The organism is Flammeovirga kamogawensis (assembly GCF_018736065.1).
GTDB classification, from domain to species: domain Bacteria; phylum Bacteroidota; class Bacteroidia; order Cytophagales; family Flammeovirgaceae; genus Flammeovirga; species Flammeovirga kamogawensis.
This window is the reverse complement of sequence record NZ_CP076128.1, coordinates 2,893,604-2,917,286: the sequence shown is the minus strand read 5'-3', so window position 1 is coordinate 2,917,286 and position 23,683 is coordinate 2,893,604. Positions and strand designations below refer to the sequence as shown.

Annotated in this window: 12 protein-coding genes; 9 read left to right on the top strand and 3 right to left on the bottom strand. The window is 33.4% G+C overall.

Annotation, left to right across the window (positions count from 1 at the left end):
* Nucleotides 1-377: 377 nt before the first annotated feature.
* Nucleotides 378-1,139 (top strand): triose-phosphate isomerase, encoded by a 762-nt coding sequence (tpiA, locus tag KM029_RS11645; protein WP_144073447.1) that lies wholly within the window; start codon nt 378-380, stop codon nt 1,137-1,139.
* A 156-nt stretch (nt 1,140-1,295) separates the two neighbouring features.
* The gene (locus tag KM029_RS11640) at nt 1,296-2,114 is read left to right on the top strand and encodes a hypothetical protein (RefSeq protein ID WP_144073446.1); all 819 of its coding nucleotides are present in this window, start codon (nt 1,296-1,298) and stop codon (nt 2,112-2,114) included.
* 1 nt (nt 2,115) lies between these two features.
* Here KM029_RS11640 and KM029_RS11635 read toward each other — a convergent pair whose 3' ends face one another.
* The 3 genes from KM029_RS11635 to KM029_RS11625 all read right to left on the bottom strand — a co-directional run bounded on the left by KM029_RS11635 (nt 2,116) and on the right by KM029_RS11625 (nt 7,286).
* On the bottom strand, nt 2,116-2,901 hold the full coding sequence (locus KM029_RS11635) for an alpha/beta hydrolase (RefSeq protein WP_144073445.1): 786 nt from the start codon (nt 2,899-2,901) through the stop codon (nt 2,116-2,118).
* Nucleotides 2,902-2,977: 76 nt separating this feature from the next.
* Nucleotides 2,978-4,267 (bottom strand): amidohydrolase family protein, encoded by a 1,290-nt coding sequence (locus KM029_RS11630; RefSeq protein ID WP_240050292.1) that lies wholly within the window; start codon nt 4,265-4,267, stop codon nt 2,978-2,980.
* Between the two features lie 19 nt (nt 4,268-4,286).
* Entirely contained in the window at nt 4,287-7,286 is a 3,000-nt protein-coding gene (locus KM029_RS11625; RefSeq protein WP_144073444.1) for an amidohydrolase family protein, read from the bottom strand.
* A 164-nt stretch (nt 7,287-7,450) separates the two neighbouring features.
* Between KM029_RS11625 and KM029_RS11620 the strand changes: the two genes are divergently transcribed.
* From KM029_RS11620 to KM029_RS11590, 7 genes are all read left to right on the top strand, one after another.
* On the top strand, nt 7,451-8,332 hold the full coding sequence (locus tag KM029_RS11620) for a TIGR01777 family oxidoreductase (RefSeq protein ID WP_184679503.1): 882 nt from the start codon (nt 7,451-7,453) through the stop codon (nt 8,330-8,332).
* A 524-nt stretch (nt 8,333-8,856) separates the two neighbouring features.
* A complete protein-coding gene (locus KM029_RS11615) occupies nt 8,857-11,904 on the top strand; it encodes a SusC/RagA family TonB-linked outer membrane protein (RefSeq protein ID WP_144073441.1) in 3,048 nt (1,015 codons plus the stop codon).
* Between the two features lie 23 nt (nt 11,905-11,927).
* Nucleotides 11,928-13,301: a RagB/SusD family nutrient uptake outer membrane protein gene (locus KM029_RS11610; protein WP_158631036.1), complete on the top strand. Its 1,374-nt coding sequence runs from the start codon at nt 11,928-11,930 to the stop codon at nt 13,299-13,301.
* Between the two features lie 353 nt (nt 13,302-13,654).
* Nucleotides 13,655-16,663, top strand: a complete 3,009-nt coding sequence (locus KM029_RS11605) for a SusC/RagA family TonB-linked outer membrane protein (protein WP_144073439.1) — start codon at nt 13,655-13,657, stop codon at nt 16,661-16,663.
* Between the two features lie 53 nt (nt 16,664-16,716).
* A complete protein-coding gene (locus KM029_RS11600) occupies nt 16,717-18,195 on the top strand; it encodes a RagB/SusD family nutrient uptake outer membrane protein (protein WP_144073438.1) in 1,479 nt (492 codons plus the stop codon).
* A gap of 574 nt (nt 18,196-18,769) precedes the next feature.
* Nucleotides 18,770-21,928, top strand: coding sequence for a SusC/RagA family TonB-linked outer membrane protein (locus KM029_RS11595; RefSeq protein ID WP_144073437.1), 3,159 nt, complete (start codon nt 18,770-18,772; stop codon nt 21,926-21,928).
* Nucleotides 21,929-22,014: 86 nt separating this feature from the next.
* On the top strand, nt 22,015-23,631 hold the full coding sequence (locus KM029_RS11590) for a SusD/RagB family nutrient-binding outer membrane lipoprotein (protein ID WP_144073436.1): 1,617 nt from the start codon (nt 22,015-22,017) through the stop codon (nt 23,629-23,631).
* The last annotated feature ends 52 nt before the right edge of the window (nt 23,632-23,683 follow it).

Here is a 23,683-nt window from a genome sequence, read left to right as displayed (position 1 = left end):
AAAAAAAAACACTTGAAAATTTTCAAGTGTCTTTCCACAGCTGGTTAATGTTACTGGTGTATCATGCCATACAATAGGTGACTAACCTATGATTCTTTACCCAATAACTAATATTCATTAACTGTGCCAATAGTTAATTAATATTAGTTAACTATTTGATAATAAGTATTTTGGTTGGTTTTTTATTGTGTGCCAATTTTATATTTGTTTCATTTTGAAACCACTTTTCCATAATATGGAAAAATTACAATCTATTTTTGTGTTAATTGTTTAAATATTCAATTTCAGTATGACGAATCTCATTTTGAATCAAGAAATACGTATGTATATTCGCAGCTGATTATTAAAAATTACATTCAATAAAGAATCATAATATCATGAGACAAAAAATTGTAGCAGGTAACTGGAAAATGAACCTTCTTAAAGAAGAAGCAGAATCATTAGCATCTGAAGTAGTAAACATGGCAAAGGATGAAACTCCTTCTGATGTAAAAGTTATTATGTGTACTCCATTTGTTCACTTGAGCAAAGTGAAGTCATTAATCGGAAATTCAGCAAATGTATTTGTTGGTGCACAAAACTGTTACACTGAACCTAAAGGTGCTTTTACAGGAGAGATTTCTGCTCCTCAATTAGCTTCTTACGGTATCGATTATGTAATCTTAGGTCACTCTGAGCGTCGTGAGTATTTTGGTGAATCTAACGAAATGTTAGCAACAAAAACTGATGCTGTTTTAGCAAACAACATGCTTCCAATCTTCTGTTTCGGAGAAGTATTAGAAGAGCGTGAGGCTGGTACTCAAAAAGCAGTTGTTGAAAAACAATTATCAGAAGGTTTATTCCACCTTTCTGCAGAGGACTTTGGTAAAGTAGTTTTAGCATACGAGCCAGTTTGGGCTATCGGTACTGGTAAAACAGCATCTTCTGCACAAGCTCAAGAAATGCACAAAGATATCCGTGATATGGTTGCTGCTAAATATGGTCAAGAAGTTGCAGATGCAACTCCTATCCTTTATGGTGGTTCTGCTAAACCAAGTAACGCACAAGAATTATTCGCTCAACCAGATGTTGACGGTGGTTTAATTGGTGGTGCTTCTTTAGCTTCAAGAGACTTCATCGATATCTCTAAATCATACTAATTGATTTAAGGTCGAAAAGATAAATCGTGTTTTTAAAAAGGTTGTCTTCTAGTAAGTCAACCTTTTTTTATTTTATCAAACCCAATAACTTACTATATTACTAATGTTATAACTCTTCTATCTACAGAAGGTCACTAAACTATTTTTTTCATGATTATGCCTCGTCTATTAGTACTATTCATTTTTCTAGTTCCTTCATTACTCTCTTTTGCTCAAGAAAAAAATAAAAAGAAGCAAAAGAAGGATAAGTCTATGATGGGAAAAATTCAAGCAGATTTAGAAGAACAGGAATATTACGAAAGAGATAGTACTGTATTTTATTTTCCTAATTGGTCGCAAGGAAATGTAATTTTAAAAACAGGAGAACAATTTATAGATGTACCTGTATTGTATGACTTACAGCACGATCAGGTAGAAATTCTGACAGTCCAATCGTCTTCTCTTTACGGAGGAATGGAAATTTTAGACACTACAATTGTTACTTTTGAAAGCCATACAATAGAAAGCTTCAAAATGATTGAGGTCAATTATGATGAAGACGGAACGGAAACAGGTACAACAGATTTTAATTTTATTAATGCTGATATCTATTTAAGAGAAGGGGTACCTGCTTTAGGAATTTATCAAGAAATATTAAAAGGAGATTTAAGTTTACTTGCTTACCCTTATTTGTTAAAGACAATAATCCGACCTAATACAACTTTTGATGAGGAGCGTTTGAATAATGAAGCAAGGGGAGTTCATTCTAACCCTCATAAAAATGAAGTGTTATATGACTATGCTCTAAAAGAAAAGCTATACTTCTTAATTGATAATAGCCACCTTCAACTTGTAGATACAAGAAAGAAACACCTATTAAAAGTTTTTGTTGGCAAGGAGTCAGAAGTTGCATCTTACATTAGTAAAAATAATGTGAACTTCAGACAAAAAGAAGGTTTAATTGAGCTTATCAAGTATTATAACTCAATGTTGTAATTTATTGATTAACAATCCATTCTTTTATGTGTTCAGCAACATTTTTCCAACTTGGTTCAAACATAAATGCATGTGCCATTTTCTCAAAAATCTTAGATTCATGGTTATATAGAACTGCTGTTTTTTCTACATCTTCAGGAAAAATAATCTTATCATCTCTAAAACCGATATGATACATTGGGAAGTTTACTTTCTGAGGTTCAATATCAAAGTTTTTTAAACACATTTCTAACATTGCACGAATGGATTCTCTCTGTATATTTTTACTTACGTGCATTTGAACTTCTCTACTTGGAGGAGTGGTATAAATACCTTCTGGAGCTTCAGTATTTATAAATTTCCAAAAAGGGAATAGCGTAGATGCAGCAAATTTCCCCCAACTAATTGGATTAGAAAAAAACGAGGATGTCATGGAATTTAAAATGCCATAAGGAGGAACTGCAGCCAATAAAATAGCAGCTTGCAAAGAAACTCTTTGTGCTACAAGTTGTGTAACTAAACCACCCATAGAGTGCCCTATAACAATAGGTTTTTCATCTAATGAAGTAATAAGGTTGATTACATCATTGGTATAAATTTCTAAGCCATAAAGGTTGAGTAAAACTTTATTTCCATTTTCTCCATGTCCACTTAAGCTAATGGCGTAAGTATCATATCCAATTTCTGAGAAATACTCATAAAAATTACCTTTCCAAGCTTCTGCATTAAATAATGCCCCATGTATTAAGATAATTGGGTGCTTAGATTTTTTATCTTTGGCAGGGTTAAATAATGTGGTTGATGACATTTTACAAAGTTAATTGTTAAAATGAAAAAGGCCGAACGTAGTTTATACTAATCGTTCAGCCTTTTGTCAAAGAATATTAATTCTCGTATTTATCTTTAAACTTTTTGTATAACATAGAATGCTTGTTATTTAAATCAATTGCTCTGCCATCTATAAATGCATTAGTTATTTTACTTGTTTTCATATCGAGTAAATCACCTTTACTAACAATAATTGTTGCAGATTTTCCAACCTCTAAAGTCCCGAATTTCTTCTCAACCCCTAGAATTTTAGCAGTGTTAGAAGTAATCATCTTTAATGCTTCTTCTTTATCTAAACCAAAAGCTGCAACGGTTCCTGCATAAAATGGTAGGTTTCTAGAATTTGAAGCACTCGAATGTGTTAATCCAACTAAGATTCCTGCATTTTGTAATAATGCTGCTCTTTTGTAAGGTAAATCGTAAGCTTCTTGTTCTCTTTTAGGTAATGAATGTACATCTGTAAGTAAAACCGGAATGTTATTCTCCTTTAAGAAATCAGTAATTAACCAAGCATCTGCACCACCAACAATTACAATGTTTTTGATGTTGTATTTTTGAGCCATTTTTACTGCTGATACAATACTTTTAGCCTCGTCTACATGAATAAAAAGTTTCTCTTTTCCAGAGAATAATTCTTTCATTGCTTCCATAGGAAAATCTGGTAGTTTGATATCAGTAGCTTTGCTATAAGCTTCCGCATCCATTAAAGTATGCTCAATTACTTTTACATATTTATGGTATGATTTAGATATTTGTAACCCTTTTTCTGGGCTCGTCCAACCTGGAGAATAATATTTTCTTGGCCAATGTAAATGTTGACCATCGTTTTCTTGAACAATAGCATCTTCCCAGTTCCAAGCATCTAGTTGAACAATAGAAGATCTACCAGAGAATATTCCTCCTTTTGGCATTACTTGTTCTATTAGAATACCGTTACTTCTAACAGTAGGAATAACATGAGAATCTGTATTGAAAGCAATTACAGAACGAACTTCTGGGTTTATCCTCCCAGTTTCATAGTTATCATTTGATGCACTTACAGCCTCAATTTCTACAAGTCCGAGTTCTGAAGTAGGCAAAATTAAGCCCGGGTATATTTCTTGCCCATCAGTATTAATTACTTCATAACTAGCATCAGAAAAGTCTGTCCCAACATAGGTAATTACTCCATCTTTAAAAGCGATAACTCCATTCTCAATTACTTCACCTTTGCCATTGTGTATTAAGGCTCCTGTAAGAAGTATTCCTTTTGTTTGATTTTTTGCAGGAGAAGGAACTTGAGCCATAACTTTAATGGATAGACTAAGTATTCCAATCAATGCAATAATTAATTTTATATTTTTCATTTTAATCTTCTTTTAAGGGTTAGTCAAGGTGTAAATAATCGCAATGCATATGTTGCTCAATTTTAGGAGCTACATCTTTTACTTTTTCACCTGCCTTTTCTGCAGCTTGCATTTTAGCAACTAACCTTGCTCTTTCTTTCTGCATCTCTTTTTTAAGTTGCTCATCTTTTTCTAAAGAGAAATAGATTGTACCATCAACTAAAGTATAAGTAGGTTTTGCATAGATTGAAAGAGGATTATCTGACCATAAAACAAGGTCTGCATCTTTACCTACTTTTATTGAACCTACTTTGTGATCTACATGTAATAATTTTGCGGGATTTAGCGTAACCATTTTCCATGCTTCTTCTTCGCTCATATCTGCATATTTTACACTCTTTGCAGCCTCTTGATTTAAACGACGACCCATTTCGGAATCATCAGAATTAATAGCAACAGTAATCCCTTGAGATGCCATTAATGCAGCATTTTGTGGTATTGCCTCATAAACTTCAAATTTATAAGCCCACCAATCAGAAAAAGTAGATGCACCAACACCATGCTTTTTCATTTTATCAGCTACTTTATAACCTTCTAAAATATGAGTGAAAGTATTTACTCTGAAATCAAAACTATCTGCAACTTTCATTAGCATGTTAATTTCTGACTGCACATAAGAGTGACACGAGATAAAACGTTCGTCATTAAGAATTTGGGCAAGTGCTTCTAATTGTAAATCTTTACGAGGTTTAGGTCCTTTACCATTATATATTTTTTGAGCGTCATTATATACTTTTGCTCTGGTAAAACCATCTATATAAACAGCCTCTACACCCATCCTTGTTTGTGGAAAACGATTTGACATTGGCCAGCTTGAACGTTTTACATTTTCGCCTAAGGCAAATTTTATAAACGGTTTGGCATCTTTAAAAATCAAATCATCTGGGTTAGTTTTTCCCCATCTAAATTTAATTACGGCAGATTGTCCACCAACAGGATTTGCAGAACCATGTAATAATTGTGCAGAGGTAACACCACCTGCTAATTGACGGTATATATCTACATCGTTAGGGTTTAGTACATCTTCCATTCTTACCATAGATGACATTACAGCAACATCATTTACACTAAATAATGCAATATGAGAGTGTTCGTCAATAATACCATTTGTAAGATGTTTGCCTGTACCATCAATTACCTTAGTAGTTTTACTACCTTTTAGATTATTTCCTACTTTAGCTATTTTTCCATCTTTAATAAGTACATCAGTATTTTTTACAATACCTTGTTCTTCATTGGTCCAAATAGTTGCATTTTTAATCAAAATAGTTTCTTGCTGAGCAATTTCTTTACTACCATAAGCACTAAAAGGGAAAATGATATCACCTAATTCTGGATTAACTTCTACCTCTTCTTTTTTCTTTTCTACTTTATTTGATGCAGATTTAATAGCAGTCCATTTTAACCAACTTCCATCTGCATTTTTACCTTCACCAGAAAAGTTACCTTCGTTATTTGCCCAACCAGAAAGTCGGATTGAAGTTGCTTTTTTTGTAGTATCAGATTTAAATGATAAAGAAAGCATACCGTCTGTAATAGCTGCTTTTGTATCAAGTTTTAAAGAGTCGTTTACGGTAACATTCCATTTTGCAGATGTATTATCTTTACCTGTAACTTTTAAGGTATAAGTACTGTCTGCAACTGTTAAAGTGTATTCTCCTCTAAAATCGTTTGTATTCCATGCTTTAGCGACATAGCGTTTACCACGGATCCAGTTTTCAAGTACATCACCTTTTTCTGTAAATAGAGGTGCAGATGTAATTATAAAGTTGGCTATTTTACCTTTTTCTATGGTGCCTAAACGATCTGATGAATTTGTGTAAGAGGCAGGGATTGTAGTTAAAGCAGCTAACACTTGCTCTTCTGAAAGCCCTCTTTTTACTGCTAAGCGAATATTTTTAAGAAAATTAGCTTTGCTTGATAAATCAAATGCTGTGATAGAAAAACGAATGTTTTCTTTAGCCAATAGCGATAAGTTTGAAGGAGCTAGTTCCCAATGTTTCATCTCAGAAAAAGTGGCATTCATTGCATCAATTGGATCATTTACATTTAATGCTTGCGGGAAATCTACAGGAAGAATTAAAGTAGGGTTGATCAATTTTAAGGTAGCAATGTCTTGGTATTCATCGCCATTACCAACGTAGATATACTGTTTTTGAAATTCCTTAGCAACCTTAGCAGCTCTTTCAAGATCAAATAAGTCTTTAGTAGCAAAAAATTGAGTATAATTCTGAGATTGGTTGAATGCTTCTAAAGTAACATCTGTAAATTTTTCATGACCAATACTCTTATACCAGTCTGCGTCATAATAAGTTTGACGAAGTAGGGCAACATAACCCATAGTAGATACAGGATACATTTGTTTAGAAGATCCTTTATCAAAAGCTAAGTGTGCACCAACTTTTTCAGAAAGCATTAATTCGTTTGCTTTACCATCGCCAAAAGTAACTAAGGCTGATGTACCTCTTGCAATACCATCAGGCAAATAAGTTAATGCACTACCAAAACCAATTGATCGCATTTCTTTTGCAGCTTTACTTTCACTTTTAAAAAGTTCGGCAGCGTTTGTATTCGCCTTTATTGCATCGTTAGCATTGTATGCTTTTGGATTTTGCGGACCAATTTTTTCAGGTTCACTCCAAGACCAAAAATTACCTTTTTCTACCTTAGGCATACCATAATGAGTATTTGCATCTATAAATGAAGCATAAATATGTTTACCCTTGACATTAATTTCTGCAGCACCTTTTGGTACAGAATTACCTTCTAAAACAGATACAATTTTACCCTCTTTAATAACTAAAGTGGCATTTTGTAAAGTTTGAGTTGGTGATATGTGAACTGAAGCGTTCGTGAAAGCGTAATAGTTACTTCTGTCATCCCTTACACCATTTATTGTAAAGTTTTCTTGAGCTAACAGAGTATTACCAATACCGAATAATAAAGCTATTATTCCGTAGATAAAATTATGTTTATTCATTTTGAAATTTAGATTGAACTGGAAAGTTGGTCGCTAACTTAAAGAGTATTAGTCGGAAACAAAAAGAAATTAGATTTATTATGGACTTGATAAACAACAAGAATAAGAATTAGTTATCATTTAAGAGGTATCTTTATTTGGTAACATCAAAAGTATAATAGTTTATGAAAGTCTTAATTACAGGAGGTTCTGGTTTAGTTGGTCAAGAAATATCAAATAAATTGATTGATAAAGGGCATGAAGTACGTTGGCTATCGCGTAAGGAAGATCTAAATGCAGAAATCAAACGGTACAAATGGGATATTAAGCAAAAACATATTGACCCAAGAGCTTTTGATGGAATTGATGCAGTGATTCATTTAGCAGGAAAAAGTGTTGGGGAAGGTAGATGGACAGAAAGTGCAAAAAAAGCGATTTTAGATAGTAGGGTTGAATCATCTACATTATTAATGCAAGAAATAAATGCTTTAGAAAAACCTCCTAAAGTAGTTGTATGTGCTTCGGCAATTGGTATTTATGGTGATAGAGGAGAGGAAGAGTTGGATGAGTCTTCTTCTTTTGGAAATGATTTTCTAGCAGATGTTGTGAAAGAATGGGAAAAAGCGGAAGATATGTGCACAACTTCTCGGTTAGTGAAATTAAGAATTGGAGTAGTTTTAACAGAAAAAGGGGGGGCATTGCCTAAGATGATGTTGCCAATTAAACTTGGAATTGGGTCTCCTATTGGTACAGGTAAACAATGGATATCTTGGATTAGCTTAGAGGATCTATCTAATTTATTTATAACAGCTATTGAGAATAATAAAATAAAAGGAGTTTATAATGCAGTTTCTCCTAATCCAGTAACAAATGAACAACTAACAAAAGCGATTGGCACAAAACTTTGCCGACCAATCTTTTTACCAAATTTACCTTCATTAGTCTTGAAATTAGTATTAGGCGAAAGTTCATTTTTGGTATTGTCAAGTGCTAAGGTAAATCCGAATAAACTACAAAAGATAGGTTATAATTTTAGAGATGTTATTATTAATGATGCTCTTAATTAAACTATAGTTTAATTGTTTATTTTATTGGTTTCTAATTACTTACTCTTATTGTAGTGTTAATTTTATCTATGATTGCAATTTTCTTATTAGAAGTAGAACTATATAAGGTAATTAAATATTTTAAGATGAAATTATCGACTAATTAACTAAATTTAATAAAGTACACTATGTTATAAGTTAGTAACTAAAATAGTATTCAATCATAAAATTAGAACCTTCTTAACCACTATTTATTCAAAATTAAATACATTAAAAATGATCCTTTTATTTAACTCCACTTAAAAACAAACCCTGAAAAGGTATTGTAAGAAAAACCCCAGAAATAACCCTAAATCTATTGAAGTAAAACTGCATTACAATTTTTAATTCAACGCTGTTTACACTATTTAATTTTAACCCAAAACTATTTTTAAGGATATACTACATGTCTATTTTACTTATTAAGTAGAATAAACAGCGAAATAGTGTATTGTTAAATTTTACTGCATTAGGGATTTCTTAAACCCAAAAATTAGCTCAATTACATGAAAAAGAAAATACTACTACTATTTGCTCTTGCAATGAGTATAGCAAGTGCATATGGACAGGAGCAAAATGTTACAGGTACTGTAACAGATGCTGGAGCCCCATTACCAGGGGTAACTGTAATAGTGAAAGGTACAACGCAAGGAACAATTACAGATTTAGATGGTAATTATTCATTAAATACTTCATCTGATGCTGTTTTACAGTTTAGTTTTATAGGATATACATCTCAAGAAATTGCTGTTGGTAATCAATCAACAATTAACATAGCAATGGAACAAGATTCAGAGCAGTTAGAAGAAGTAACTGTAATGGGATATGCAAAACAAGATCAATCTTCTAATGTTACAAGTGTCGAAAAAGTTACTGATATCGTAACACCAAACGTTGCCAATTCATTACAAGGTAAAGCAGCTGGTGTGAGTATGACTGCACCTTCTGGTCAGCCTGGTGCTAAGCCAACTATTAGAATACGTGGTGTAGGTTCGATTTCCTCAAGTCAAGAACCTTTGTATGTAATTGATGGTATGATCATCGATAATACAGATATAGTAGGAGCCAACCAACAGTCTGAAAGAGATCCAATGTCTTTATTAAATCCTGAAGATATTGAAGATGTTAAAATCTTAACTGATGCAGCGGCAACAGCTTTATATGGAGCAAGAGCATCTAACGGCGTTATAGTTGTTACAACTAAGTCTGGAGTAGAAGGAAAAACTCAATTTAACTTGAATGTTTCTGCAGGTGTTGCTGAATTATATCAAGGAAACTACGAACCAATGAGAGCAAAAGATTTCATTGAGTTTCAAAAATATGGTGATGTAGATATTAATGGTGATCCGTTTACTACAGATACGGATTGGATTAATGAAGCTTTTAGAAAAGGAGCAGTACAGAACTATCAATTAACAGCTTCAGGAGGTACTGAAAAGACAAAGCATTATGTAAGTCTTGGTTATTATAATCAAGATGGTATATTAAAAGGATCTGATTTTGAAAGATATTCAGCTAGAGTTAATATGGATAATCAAGTAAATGATAGATTATCATATTCAATAAAAACAGATATATCTTATATAGTGCAAAATGATGCATCAGATGGAGCACTTTTCTCTTCTCCATTAATGACTACATATATGTATCCTGCTATCATTGCACCTTATGCAAAAAGTGGAGATTTAAAAAGGTCTGTTGATGGTAACACTTATTTAAATCCATTTTTAACGGCAGATGAATCCGGATATGATAATTATTATTATTCTATTGGAGCCAACTTCCTTAGTGATTTAAAATATAATTACAGAAGAACGAAATCGTTCAATGCAGGTTTGCAAGGAAATGTGAAATATGAAATAGGTAAAGGTTTTGCAATCAAATCAAATAATGCTGTTCGTATTCAAAACACAAGATATGATTATTATACCGCTCCAATATCTTATGATGGATTTAACGGACCAAATGCTGCAAATGGTTCAGTAAGTAATACATCAGCATTTAGTTCATTAATTACATCAACAAATCTATTGACTTACAGTAATTCATTTGGAGATCATACGGTAGATGCTATTGGTGGTGTCGAATTACAAAAATATGATGCATCGAATCAATATGGGTATGGTGCAGGAGTACCATTAACTGTTGATAATTTAGGTTCTGCATCTTCTGGTTTCTCAAATGATGGGTACCAAACGCAATATAGATTCTTCTCTTTTTTAAGCCAGGTGCAATATAATTACCTAGGAAAGTATTATGTATCAGGTTCTTATAGACGAGATGGATCTTCTAGATTTGGTAAAGAAAATCAATATGGTAATTTCTGGTCTGCTGGTGGTAGCTGGATATTATCAAACGAAGACTTTTTAAGTACTTCAGACTTAATTACCAATGCTAAGATTAGAGGCTCGATAGGAACTACAGGTAATGCAGGAATTGGCAATTATGCAGCAATGGGATTGTATGGTTATACATTCTATAATACATCATCTGCAGCAGTTATTGAACAAGTTGAAAATCCTGATTTAACATGGGAGCAAAAGTTAAAAGCGAATATTGGTTTTGATATCACATTTATTGATAAAGTATCTTTAAGCGTTGATTTCTATAATGAGCAAACGTCTGATTTATTAATGCAAGTACCTACTGCAGGTATGACAGGTTTTGCGAATGTTTACCAAAATGTTGGTGAAATGAGAAATCGAGGAATTGAATTTACGATTAATTCTACGAACATTGATAAAAATGGGTTCTTATGGACTACCAATTTAAATATGTCATTTAACCAAAATGAAGTAACAAAACTTTATAACGGTCAGAGAATAGAATATTCAAGACAAGTTATAGAAGAAGGAAAACCATTAAATGCATTCTTTATACAAGAATGGGCAGGTGCAAATCCAGAAAACGGAAAACCTTCATGGTACTTAAATAGAGAGCCAACACAAGATGAGTTAGATAAAAATCAAGTGTTTAAGCAACATGATGGTCGTTACGCAACATCATATTATAGTAAAGCAGAAAAAGTTGATGTAGGAGATCCTTACCCAGATTTCTCTGGTGGTTTTACGAACAACCTCTCATACAAAGGATTTGATTTTTCTTTCATGTTTACATTTAGTGTTGGTAATGATATATTCAATTCAGGAAGACGTTATATGGATCAGGATCAGAGTGCAATAAATGGAGGTAATTATTACAGCCAAATGAAAATTGCAAAAGATGATCGATGGACTAAGAAAGGTGATATAGCAAGTAGACCTTTAATTGATCAAGCAGGTGACGACGGATGGGGAAATGTTAACTCATCTAGGTATATGGAAGATGGTAGTTATTTACAATTAAGAAATATCACATTAGGGTATACTTTACCTAAGCAAACAATAGGTAACATAGGTTTATCGAACCTAAGAGTATACACATCTTTCCAAAACTTATTTACTGTAAGTAATTATACAGGTTATTCTCCAACAACTGTTGATAATACAGGAGTAGCATTCTTTGATTACCCTGATGGCCGTACGTATACATTTGGTATTAACTGCTCATTTTAATTAACCATCTAACAATGATAATAATGAAATATATAAGATATATCCTACTTATTGCCTTGGGAGTAATGAGTAGTTGTAACTTTCTAGACGTTGAACCCAACGTTAATGGTAAAGTAAGGACTAGTGAAATGTCTGAGCCTCAAGATGTTTTAAATGGTGCCTACAGAGAAATGGGGCGTACTTCTTATTATGGAAGAAATACGTATGTATTTGGGGATGTAGGTACAGATAATATTGTAGTAAGATCATCTGGAGGCCGTTTTAATGATAACTATTTTAATACAAAGAATTCTAGAACGTCTGAATCTGTTGATGATAGTTATGATATTAGTAATCAAATGGGACAAATATATAGAGTTTTGAACCATGTGAATACACTAATCCATACAGCAGGTATTGAAGATGATATAAAGGGTCAATCTTTAGCATTACGTGCATTTTTAAATTTTGATTTAGTTCGTTTTTATGGGGATGTGCCATTAGTTACAGAACCATCAACTGATTTAAATGAAGTAGTATCTTCAAAACCAGCAAATAACACTGCTGCTGAAATTTATGCTCAGATTGAAAAAGATCTTACAGAAGCCAAAGCTCTGATAACGAATACGTCATCAATTAAATTCACATTAAATGCTGTATATGGTCTAGAAACAAGAGTTTTTCTTACAAGAGCATTAGAAGATTCAAATATTGATAAAAATACATATTTACAAAAGGTTATTGATTCATATAATATGATAACGGGAGTAAGTGTGATGGAAGCAGGTGATTATGTTAAGTATTTTAATAATAAAGAATCTGCAGAAACTTTATATGAAGTAATAATTGCAGGAGCTCAGAGTAGAGGGTCAGATGATTTAGGAGCTTTATATATTCGTTCTGGATATGGTGCATATACTTGTAGTCCAGATTTTTATGCATTATTTTCTGATGATGACGTTAGAAAGGGTGTGTTTTACTTAGAAAATGGTTTATTCTATATTAATAAGTATGCAGAATATGATGGAGTAGTTGGTTTAAGCTCCCCAAAAGTTTTAAGATATTCTGAAGCTGTTTTGAATGCAGCAGAAGCACAAGCATTACTAGGAAATACAGCAGATGCTATTACTTTAACAGATATGATTAGATCTAAAAGGTACGCTACAGGAACTGCTCCTGTATCTACAGGTTTAATTGATGATGTATTAGCTGAAAGAAGGCTAGAATTATGTTTTGAAGGACATAGAATGTTTGATCTGAGAAGAAATAACATGGATATGGATTTAATAAATTCAGATGGAACAGCGAGGTCACCAAAAGCAAACATCCCTGCTAGAGATCAACAATTTTATTTTCCAATTCCTCAGAATGAGTTAAATGTTAATTCAAACTTGAAGCAAATTAATGGTTACGAATAACCAAATTTAATCAGCACATACAAAAGCCGTTTACATATTATAATGTAAACGGTTTTTGTATTTAATAACGAGGTGTATAAAAATCAGTTTTTAACATCCGTTATTTAACTTCTTAAAAATAAATAATTTGCTATCGTATTGATATCTAGTGTTTTGTGTTGTAGGGTTGTTTTTATTTAGTGTTATTAACTTAAAACAATATAATATTAACATAACAAAATAGAATATTGCAAACAGAAAAGGTCGATAAAAGACCTGTTATCAATTCAATTCAATAGGTTACCTAAGCTTATTTATAATAATATCTACTTCAGTTTTGGGTGCCTAGCTTTTTAGCTTAATTTATTTATTTTATGAACAAACGACTTCTATCTCTGATCGTACTTACTTTTGCTTTAATAGTAAGTGCTTTTGCTCAGGAACGTACGGTTTCTGGTATTGTATCTGAAGCAGGTCAACCCTTACCAGGTGTTACTGTTGTTGTAAAAGGAACAACTTTAGGTACAATTACAGATCTTAATGGTAAATTTTCGGTTTCAGTTTCTGAAGACGCATCTTTAATTTTTAGCTTTGTTGGTTATACTACTCAAGAATTAAAAGTGGGACAAAGAACTACTTTTAATGTAACTTTAGAACAAGATGCAGAACAATTAGAAGAGGTTACTGTTATGGGATATGCCAAAAAAGATATGGCATCTAGTACTCCTGAAATTGAAAATGTTACAGATATCGTAACTCCCAACGTAGCAAATTCTTTACAAGGTAAAGCTGCAGGTGTTAATATTAATGCATCTTCTGGACAGCCTGGTTCTAAATCAAATATCGTAATCCGTGGTGTTGGTTCTGTAAATGCATCATCAGACCCTTTATATGTAATTGATGGTGTTATTCAAACATCTTCAGATATCATTGAAGCTAATCAACAAGGAGAAAGAGATCCTTTAGCTAATTTAAATCCTGAAGATATTAAGGATATTAAGATTTTAAAAGATGCAGCAGCTACTGCTTTATATGGTGCTCGTGCAGCAAATGGTGTAATTTTAGTAACTACAAAAGGTGGTTCTCAAGGAAAAACTCAAATTACTTTAAGTACTAAACAAGGTGTTTCATCAGTTTATAAAGGTAATTCTAAAAGAATGAATGGTGATCAATATGTAGATGCGAGATCTAGATCATTAGCTAATTCTTATGGTGGAGATCCTGCAGATTATATTAAAGATGTCAATGGTGTAACTACAGATGATGCAGGCAATCATTCTTACTCAAATACAGATTGGGGTGATCACTCTTTCCGTCAAGGCAAAACTAGTTCTTATGAAGTCTCTATGAGAGGTGGTGATGAGAAAACTAAATTTATGGTTTCTGGTGGTTATTACAATCAAGAAGGTATTCTTGTTGGTTCTGATTTTGAACGTTACTCAGCTCGTTTCAATATTGATCATAAATTTAATGATAAATTAGACATTCAATTTATTGGTAATGCTTCATACATTGATCAGTTAGATGCTTCAAGTGGTAACTTATTCTCTTCTCCTCTTTTAGGGACATATATGAGTGCTCCTACTGTAAATCCTTTCAATGAGGACGGTTCTCCAAGAGATTGGTTAGATGATAACCCAATTGCAGCAAATTTTGTACACGATGTAGATCTTAACCCTCGTAGAACAAAATCTACTACAGGTCAATTAATTGGTAAATTAAACTACCGTATTACAGATTGGTTAACTTTCCGTCAGACAAATGCAGTAAACGTTGAGGATGTAAAGTATGGTTATTATACTTCTTCTTTATCATATGATGGTAGATCTTCAGGTGGTTCAAAATCAAATTCTTGGGGTGTAAGCAGTACATTAACAAATACTTCTATCCTTTCTTTTGATAAGACATTTAACAATGTTCATAATGTTAGTGCAATAGCTGGTTTTGAATATCAATCAAATAAAGTGACAGGTATTAGTGCTTACGGTGAAGGAATGCCTTCTTCTTTACAAAATTTAGATAATGCAGCAAAACCTGTATCAATGGGTGGTTATGAAACTGAATATAGGTTCATGTCATTTTTAGGTCAGGCACAATATAATTATGATGGTAAATACTATGCTACTGCATCTTATCGTCGTGATGGATCTTCTAAATTCTCTGCAAATAATAAATGGGGCGATTTCTACTCAGCTTCTGCTTCTTGGTATATCTCAAGAGAAGATTTCTTGAATGGTAATACTATTTTAACAGATGCTAAATTAAGGTCGTCTTATGGTGTTACTGGTAATGCTGAAATTGATAACTTTGAAGCAAGAGGTTTATATGCGTATTCAAGTTATAATAATGCTTCTGCTGCTTACTTCAAACAATTATCTAACCCAGATTTAACATGGGAGAAAAGAAAGAAATTTAATGTTGGTGCTGATGTGACTTTTATTGATAGAATTACTTTAAATGTTGATTACTACATTGAAGATTCTGATGATTTATTATTAAATCAACAATTATCGGGTACTACAGGTTTTGCATCTGCTCGTCGTAACATTGGAGCAATGAGAAACTCTGGATGGGAATTCCAATTAAACACTCAAAATATTAGGGGTGAATTTACTTGGAATACGAACTTCAATATTTCATTAAACAAAAATGAAGTAACTCGTTTAGACAATGATCAAGATATTCAAATTAATACGATGCAGGTAGCAAGAGTAGGTTCTGCAATGAGAACTTTCTTTTTAAGAGAGTGGGCAGGAGCTGATCCAACTACAGGTAAGCCATCTTGGTTTGCAAATGATGGAGAAGACCATACAGGAAAAGCTGGTTATTTCATGAAAGATGGAAAATGGGCAACAACTTCTTATGGTGCTGCTGAACGTACAGAACATGGTAACCCTTACCCTACAGCAGTGGGTGGTATGACAAACAACTTTGCTTATAAAGGATTTGACTTCTCATTTTTCTTAACTTACTCAGTAGGAGGGAAAATTTACAACTCAACTCGTAGATATACTGATACAGATGCAATCTATCCTTATAACATGTTGGAGTCTGCTTATACAGCAAACAGATGGGAGAAAGAAGGAGATATTTCAGATAACCCAGGATGGGGTATGGCTGGTGGTCAACAGCATTCTACTCGCTTCTTAGAAGATGGCGGTTATTTAGCTTTAAGAAACGTAACATTAGGGTATACTTTACCTAGCAACGTTGTGAAAAAAGCAAAACTTAGTAATGTTAGAATTTACGCTTCTGCTCAAAACCTTTGGATCTTATCTGATTATAAAGGATTTACTCCAACAACTGTAGACCCAACAGGTATCAACTTCTTTGAATATCCAGAAGGAAAAGTATTCACAGGAGGTTTAACAGTATCATTCTAATTAGAAAATACTGTAAAAGAAATTTTTTAGATACTTTAGTTTAAGAGAATAAGATGAAATTATATAAAATATTAGTTGGTGCAGCATTAGTAGGAGCAATGTCTTCGTGTACACTAGATGTTGAGCCTCAACAAAATGTTGACATTGAAAATATAGAAACTGTTCAACCTTCAGATCTTATTGGAGGTTTATATAACAGAATGCAAGAGTTAGGGTATTATGGTCGTAACTTCAACCTTTACGGTGATATTGGTACAGATCTAGTTTCTGCAGGACCAAATGATGGTGGTCGTTTTCAAGATCATTATAACTTAAGAAAGAACTTCACAACAGTTGGAGCTGATACAGGAACAGAAGATGATAAAAATACTTTTGATGCTATCTATGAAGTGATCTCGAATGCAAACTTAATTCTTCAAACAGAAGGCCTTGATTTAGATGATTCTGAAATAAAAAATGCAATAGGTCAAGCTCACTTTATTAGAGCATTAGCATATTCTGATTTATTAAAAGCATATGGTAATGTTCCTTTAGTAATATCAGCTCCAACAACTGTTGAAGAAGCAGTTGCTCAGAAGCCGGAGTTAAATGATCGTTCAGATATTTTTACTCAAGTTTATGCTGATTTAGATAATGCTGCAAAGTATATTTCTAATACATCAAAAATTAATGCTACTTTAGATGCAGTTAAAGCATTAAAAGTAAGAGTGTTATTATTTGAAGTGGAGTTAAACTCTGCAAAAGCAACTGCAAATGCGGATGAAATTATCTCTATTGCTAATGATTTAGCAGGTTCTTATGCTTTAACACCAATTGATAAACTATTTGATTATTATCAAGGTGAAGGTGGAGTTGAAACAATCTTTGAATTGAAGTTTGCTTCTAATCAAGGTCGCGGTTCAAATAACTATGGTAATATTTACGGAGCACCTGAAGCTGGTATGTATGGAGCGTATTTAGCTTCTCCATTACTGTTTCACGCACACCCGGATACTGTAATTTTAGGTGGTGTAGTTAATGATGCTCGTTTTGAATCATCTGCAGAAGTTGGTAAAACACTTATCTATGAATCAGAAGATACTGACGGATCTACTTTACATTGGATCATGAAGTATTATAGTCATGATAACACAATTGGTCTTACTACTCCAAAGCTTTTACGTTATGCAGAAGTATTGTTAGCAAAAGCTGAAGCTCATTTAATTAAAGGTGAAACTGCATTAGCAGCTGAAGCGATTAATAAGCTTAGAAGAAATCGTATCCAAAATTATATGGATGTGACTTCTGTAACATTGCAAGATGTTTGGAATGAAACAGCAAAAGAGTTTGCTTTTGAAGGTCATAGAATGTGGGACTTGAGAAGAACAAACCAAAAAGTTATCGTTTCAGACCGTAAAGGAGTTGAAATTGCTACTGAAGACCCAACGGTTGATGGTGGAGTTAACAACGGAGGACAACAAACGTGGTTCCCAATTCCAGAACGTGAAATGTTAGCAAATCCAAGTATTCCTGTAAATAACTGGGGGTACTAAGATTTTGAAAGTATATTTTCTAACTTAGAAGTAAGTTATATAGTAAGGCTATCTCAAAAATGAGATAGCCTTTTTTATTTCTAGTAAAAAAATAACAACTGATTTAAAGACTTCTGCCTATTTAATCTTAATATTAAAAAAAATAATTTTAACTATTTTTTGATATTTGAATAATGTAACTATTTCATTTATAAGTATTCTTTATGGGTGTTTTTATTGTATTATTCTGGTAAATAAGTGTGATTATTTCCTTTGCGATGATAACTATTGTTAAAATTTTACTAACAATTATTTAGATAATTAAAGTTAATTGTGTAGTTTAGCGGTATAATCAAAGCTTAACACATCTTTAAACAGGTGTTTTCTACTGACCACAATTCAATTCAATTATTTAAAAACAATATTTAAACTATGGTTAAATCATTACAAATTTTAAACAAACCTATATTTCAAATTTTCTACTAATTTTTATACAATCAATCAATAAGATAATTTTTATGTCCGCTACTTTTTAGTTTTCAGACTTTAGGAAACTAGGACAAAACTTAAGTTCCAATTCAATTATTTTTTTATCATGAAGAAAGCACTTTTACTAGTGTCTCTTATGTTTACAATGGTTTTTGCCACGTTTGCACAAGAGAGATCAATATCTGGTGTAATTAAAGATGCTTCAGGAGAAGCTCTTCCAGGTGTTACTGTTGTCGTTAAAGGGACAACTCAGGGTACTGTAACAAATATTGACGGTGAATACCGCTTAATGGTTACTGGTGAAAATCCTATATTACAATTTAGACTTATTGGTTATAAAACTTCTGAACAAACAGTTGGTAGCCAATCAACAATGTCAATTTCATTAGAAGAAGATGTTGAACAATTAGATGAAGTAGTTGTAACTGCACTTGGTGTAGAAAGAGACGAAAGATCTTTAGGTTATGCTGTTCAAAATGTTTCAGGTGAGGAAATGTCTGAAGTAAAATCTGCTAACATGGTAGATGGTCTTGCAGGTAAAGTTGCAGGTGTACAAGTTTCTTCAAGTGGAGCAATGGGTGGTTCGTCACGTATTGTTATTCGTGGTGTAAATTCTGTATCAGGTAATAACCAACCGTTATTTGTTGTTGATGGTGTACCAATTGATAACTCAAACTTTACATCTGCAAATCAAGAAAGAGGAGCTGGTGGTTATGATTACGGTAACGCTGCACAAGATATTAACCCTGATGATATTGAGAGTATGTCAGTACTAAAAGGTGCTTCTGCAGCAGCTTTGTATGGTTCTAGAGCTGCCAATGGTGTTGTTATGATTACAACTAAATCAGGCAAAGGTGCAAAAAGTAATAAAATTGGCGTTTCTGTAAATGCAGGCGTTTCTTTTGAATCAGTATTGAAATTACCTGATTACCAAAATGGCTACGGTGGTGGCGGTGGTGGAGCTTTCCCTGGCGGTACAGACGCTAATGGAGTTCCATATGTAGCTTACGCAGTAGATGAATCTTGGGGACCAGCTTTAGATGGTACATTAGCAAGACAATGGTATTCTTTTGATGAATGGCACCCTGATTATGGTAAAGGTACTCCTTGGGTAGCTCATCCAAATAACGTTAAAGATTTCTTTAATACAGGTGTAACTTCTAATATTGGTGTTTCTTTAACAGGTAACACAGAAAAGTCAAGCTTCAGACTGTCATATACAAACTATGATATCCAAGGTGTTTTCCCTAACAGTGAGATGCAAAGAGATAACTTTAGTTTGAATGCAACTCAAAATTTAACTGATAAATTAAAAGTAAATGTTGGAGCAAATTATGTTGGTTCTAAAGCTTTAGGACGTCCAGGTACAGGATATGATGGAAACAACGTAATGCAACAATTTAATCAATGGGGACAACGTCAGTGGGATGATGCTCAAATGAAGCAATATAAAAACCCTGATGGTACTCAAAGAACTTGGAATAGAAAATCTGCAACAGATGCAGCTCCAAAGTATTCAGATAACCCATATTGGGTACGTAACGAAAATTTCCAAGATGATGATAGAAATCGTTTTTATGGTAACGTTGGCTTAAATTACCAATTTAATGGTGGTTTCTCAGCAAGTGCAAAAGTAATGACTGATTACTACACTGATTACAGAAGAGAAAGAATCGCAGTAGGTTCTCAAGCTATTTCTGAGTATAGTGAAGATGTTAGGTCAGTTCAAGAAACTAATTACGAAGCAATGGTTCGTTATGATAAAACATTTTCAAATGAGCTTTCATTAAATGCATTTGTAGGTGGAAATATCAGAACAAATAAATACCGTAGAAATTATCAAGGTACTTCAAATGGTCTTTCAGTACCTGGATTATATACAACATCAAATTCAAATGGCCCTGTCCAAACTGTTGATAGTGGTACTGATAAGCAAGTAAATTCAGTTTTTGGTAGTGCTTCTTTAGGGTACCGAAATACATTCTTCGTTGATGCTTCTTTAAGAGCAGATGAATCTTCTACTTTACCTGCAAATAATAATACTTATTTGTATCCTGCAGTTTCTGGATCAGTAGTTTTCTCAGAATTAGGAAGTCTTGCTGATTCAAAAGTAGTTTCTTTTGGTAAAGTACGTTTAGGTTGGGCGCAAGTAGGTAATGATACAAATCCATATAGTGTAAATCAGACTTATTCAGCTGATTCTAGAGGAGCTTTCAATGGTAACCCTATTTATTATGTTCCTAATACATTAAATAATTCTAATATTAAACCAGAACAAACTACATCGTTAGAGTTAGGTTTAGATATGCGTTTCTTCAATGATCGTTTAGGATTTGATGCAACGGTTTATAAGAATGTTTCTACAGATCAAATTATTGATGTACCAACTTCTGGCTCAACGGGTTATACTCGTCAAATTATTAATGCTGGTGAAATGTTAAACCAAGGTGTTGAATTAGCTTTAAATGCTACACCTGTAATGACTGAAAGTGGATTCAGATGGGATGTTGGTTTTAACTATGCTAAAAACTACAATGAGCTTGTAAAATTAGCAGATGGTCTTGATAACTTACGTTTAGCTAATGCACCATTCGCAGTTTCGGTAAATGCTACTGAAGGTCAATCTTATGGTCAAATTAGAGGTACTGGTTACCAAAGAAATGATCAAGGAGAAAAATTAGTGGGTGCTGATGGAGCATATATTCCTACTGATGAATTAGTTAATTTAGGTTCTTCTTTAGCTGATTGGACTGGTGGTCTTTCAAACACATTTACATATAAAGGTATTTCATTAAGAGTATTATTAGATATGCGTTTTGGTGGTAAATTATTCTCTACAACTAACATGTGGGGTAATTATTCAGGTATTATGGCTGAAACTGCTGAAAATAATATTCGTGAAGATGGTATCGTAGTTGATGGAGTTCTTGAAGATGGAACTCAAAACACAACATCTATTTCTGCTCCTTATCACTTCTATGCGAATGGTGGTTATATCATTGCAGAAGCAAATATGTATGATGCGTCATATGTGAAATTAAAAGAGTTAGCATTATCATATAGAGTACCTTCTAATATCACAAAGAAAATTGGTGCTTATGGTGCAACTTTCTCGGTTACAGGTAGAAACTTATGGATCATCCATTCTAATGTACCTCATATTGATCCTGAATTTGCTAACAACTCAGGTAACGTACAAGGTATCGAAGGTGGTGCTGTTCCGACAACAAAATCTTGGGGTTTCAATTTGAAATTAGACTTCTAAAAACCCTTTTACCTAAACCTAACAACATACATTTATAATGTGTTGTTAGGTAGAATATTAGCTTAATATTTTTAAAGAAGACAATAATGAAATTTATAAATAAATTAAAGACAGTTCTTGTAGCAGGAAGTATGGCAGCAGCAATGTTTGCATGTACAGACCTTGAAGAACTAAATGTAGATCCAAACAACCCTTCGGAGGTCCCTGCTTCTTACTTATTGACATCTGGTCAGAAGTATGCAATGGAAAATGTTTGGGATGAATGGGCAAATGGACGTTTTGGATTAGTATACTCACAATATTGGTCTCAACAAGCTTATCCATCTGAAAGCCGTTTCCGTTATAGAGATTCTTCTGTTAACGGTCAATGGATTAGTTATTTTGCTGCGGGTGGTTTAAAAGACTTAAAGGCAAGTATGGATATAGCATCAGAAATTTTAGGAAATGATGCAATTGTTGGCGAGACTAAAGACAGAGCTTCTAACCAATATGCGGTAGCACAAATTACACGAGTATGGTTAATGCATCTAATCACTGATATTTGGGGACCGGTGCCTTACACAGAGGCTCTTCAAGGAAATGATATTGTAGCACCTACCTACGATAAGCAGGAAATGATTTATTCTAGCTTATTAACTGAGTTATCTGAAGCACAAGGTAAAATAGTTTCTAGTACTGGTGTTGATGGAGATGTGATTTATGGAGGTAATATGGCTAAATGGTCAAAATTTGCTCAATCACTAAAATTACGTATAGCTTTGAGAATGGCAGACCGAGATAATGGTGTGAAATTAGCAGAAGTTGTAGCAGAAGGTGGTTTTATTGCTGGTAATGAAGATAATGCAACATTAATTTTTGGATCAGCTCCTCATAATAATCCTCTTAATGAGGACCGTAAGACACGTGCAGATTTTGCAGCTAGTAATACAATGGTTGATCTATTGTCTGATATGTCTGATCCTCGTATGATGTTATATTTTGACCCTACAGAAGAGTCAATGACTCCTCCAGAGGATGCTCCAGCAGATTGGGTACCAACTCCTAAATATGAAGGCGTAATCTATGGTCTTGATGATAATACTGCAAATAATTTAGATATTTCTAAATATTCACAGCCATCACAAGCTACATTATATGAAAAAGCTCCGGGTATTTATATTTCTTACCCAGAGGTATGCTTTGCTTTAGCGGAAGCAGCTCAGAGAGCTAGTAACACTACATTAGCTGCATCGCAATATGAGGCAGGTATTAGAGCATCAATGGAATTCTGGAATGCTCAAGCTACTTTAGCTGGTATGACAAGAACAATTGCACAAGCAGATATTGATGCTTATGTAATTGCTCATCCGTATGATGCTGCAAACTGGAAAACTTCTTTAGGTATTCAAAAATGGATTGCACTTTATATGCAAGGTCATCAGGGGTGGATCGAATGGAGACGTCTTGACTTTGGTGTCTTAAGATCTCCTGTTGCAGGTCATGACAGAGGAAATGGAGATATTCCAGTTCGTCGCCCTTACCCAACTGATGAGCAAACTTTGAATTTATCTTCATATAATTCTGGCGTTGAGGTACTTAATTCTGAAGCTGGCTTTACAGGTTCAGGAGAGTTCCAAGGTGATAATTTGAATAACCCTGTATGGTGGGATATGACAAAAGGTACTCAAGTAGCTGTGGATGAAAATGGTAACCCTATTCCTTAAGCTTTGAGTTTAAAATATAAGTAATTAGGTTTAACACCCTACATCTTCACAG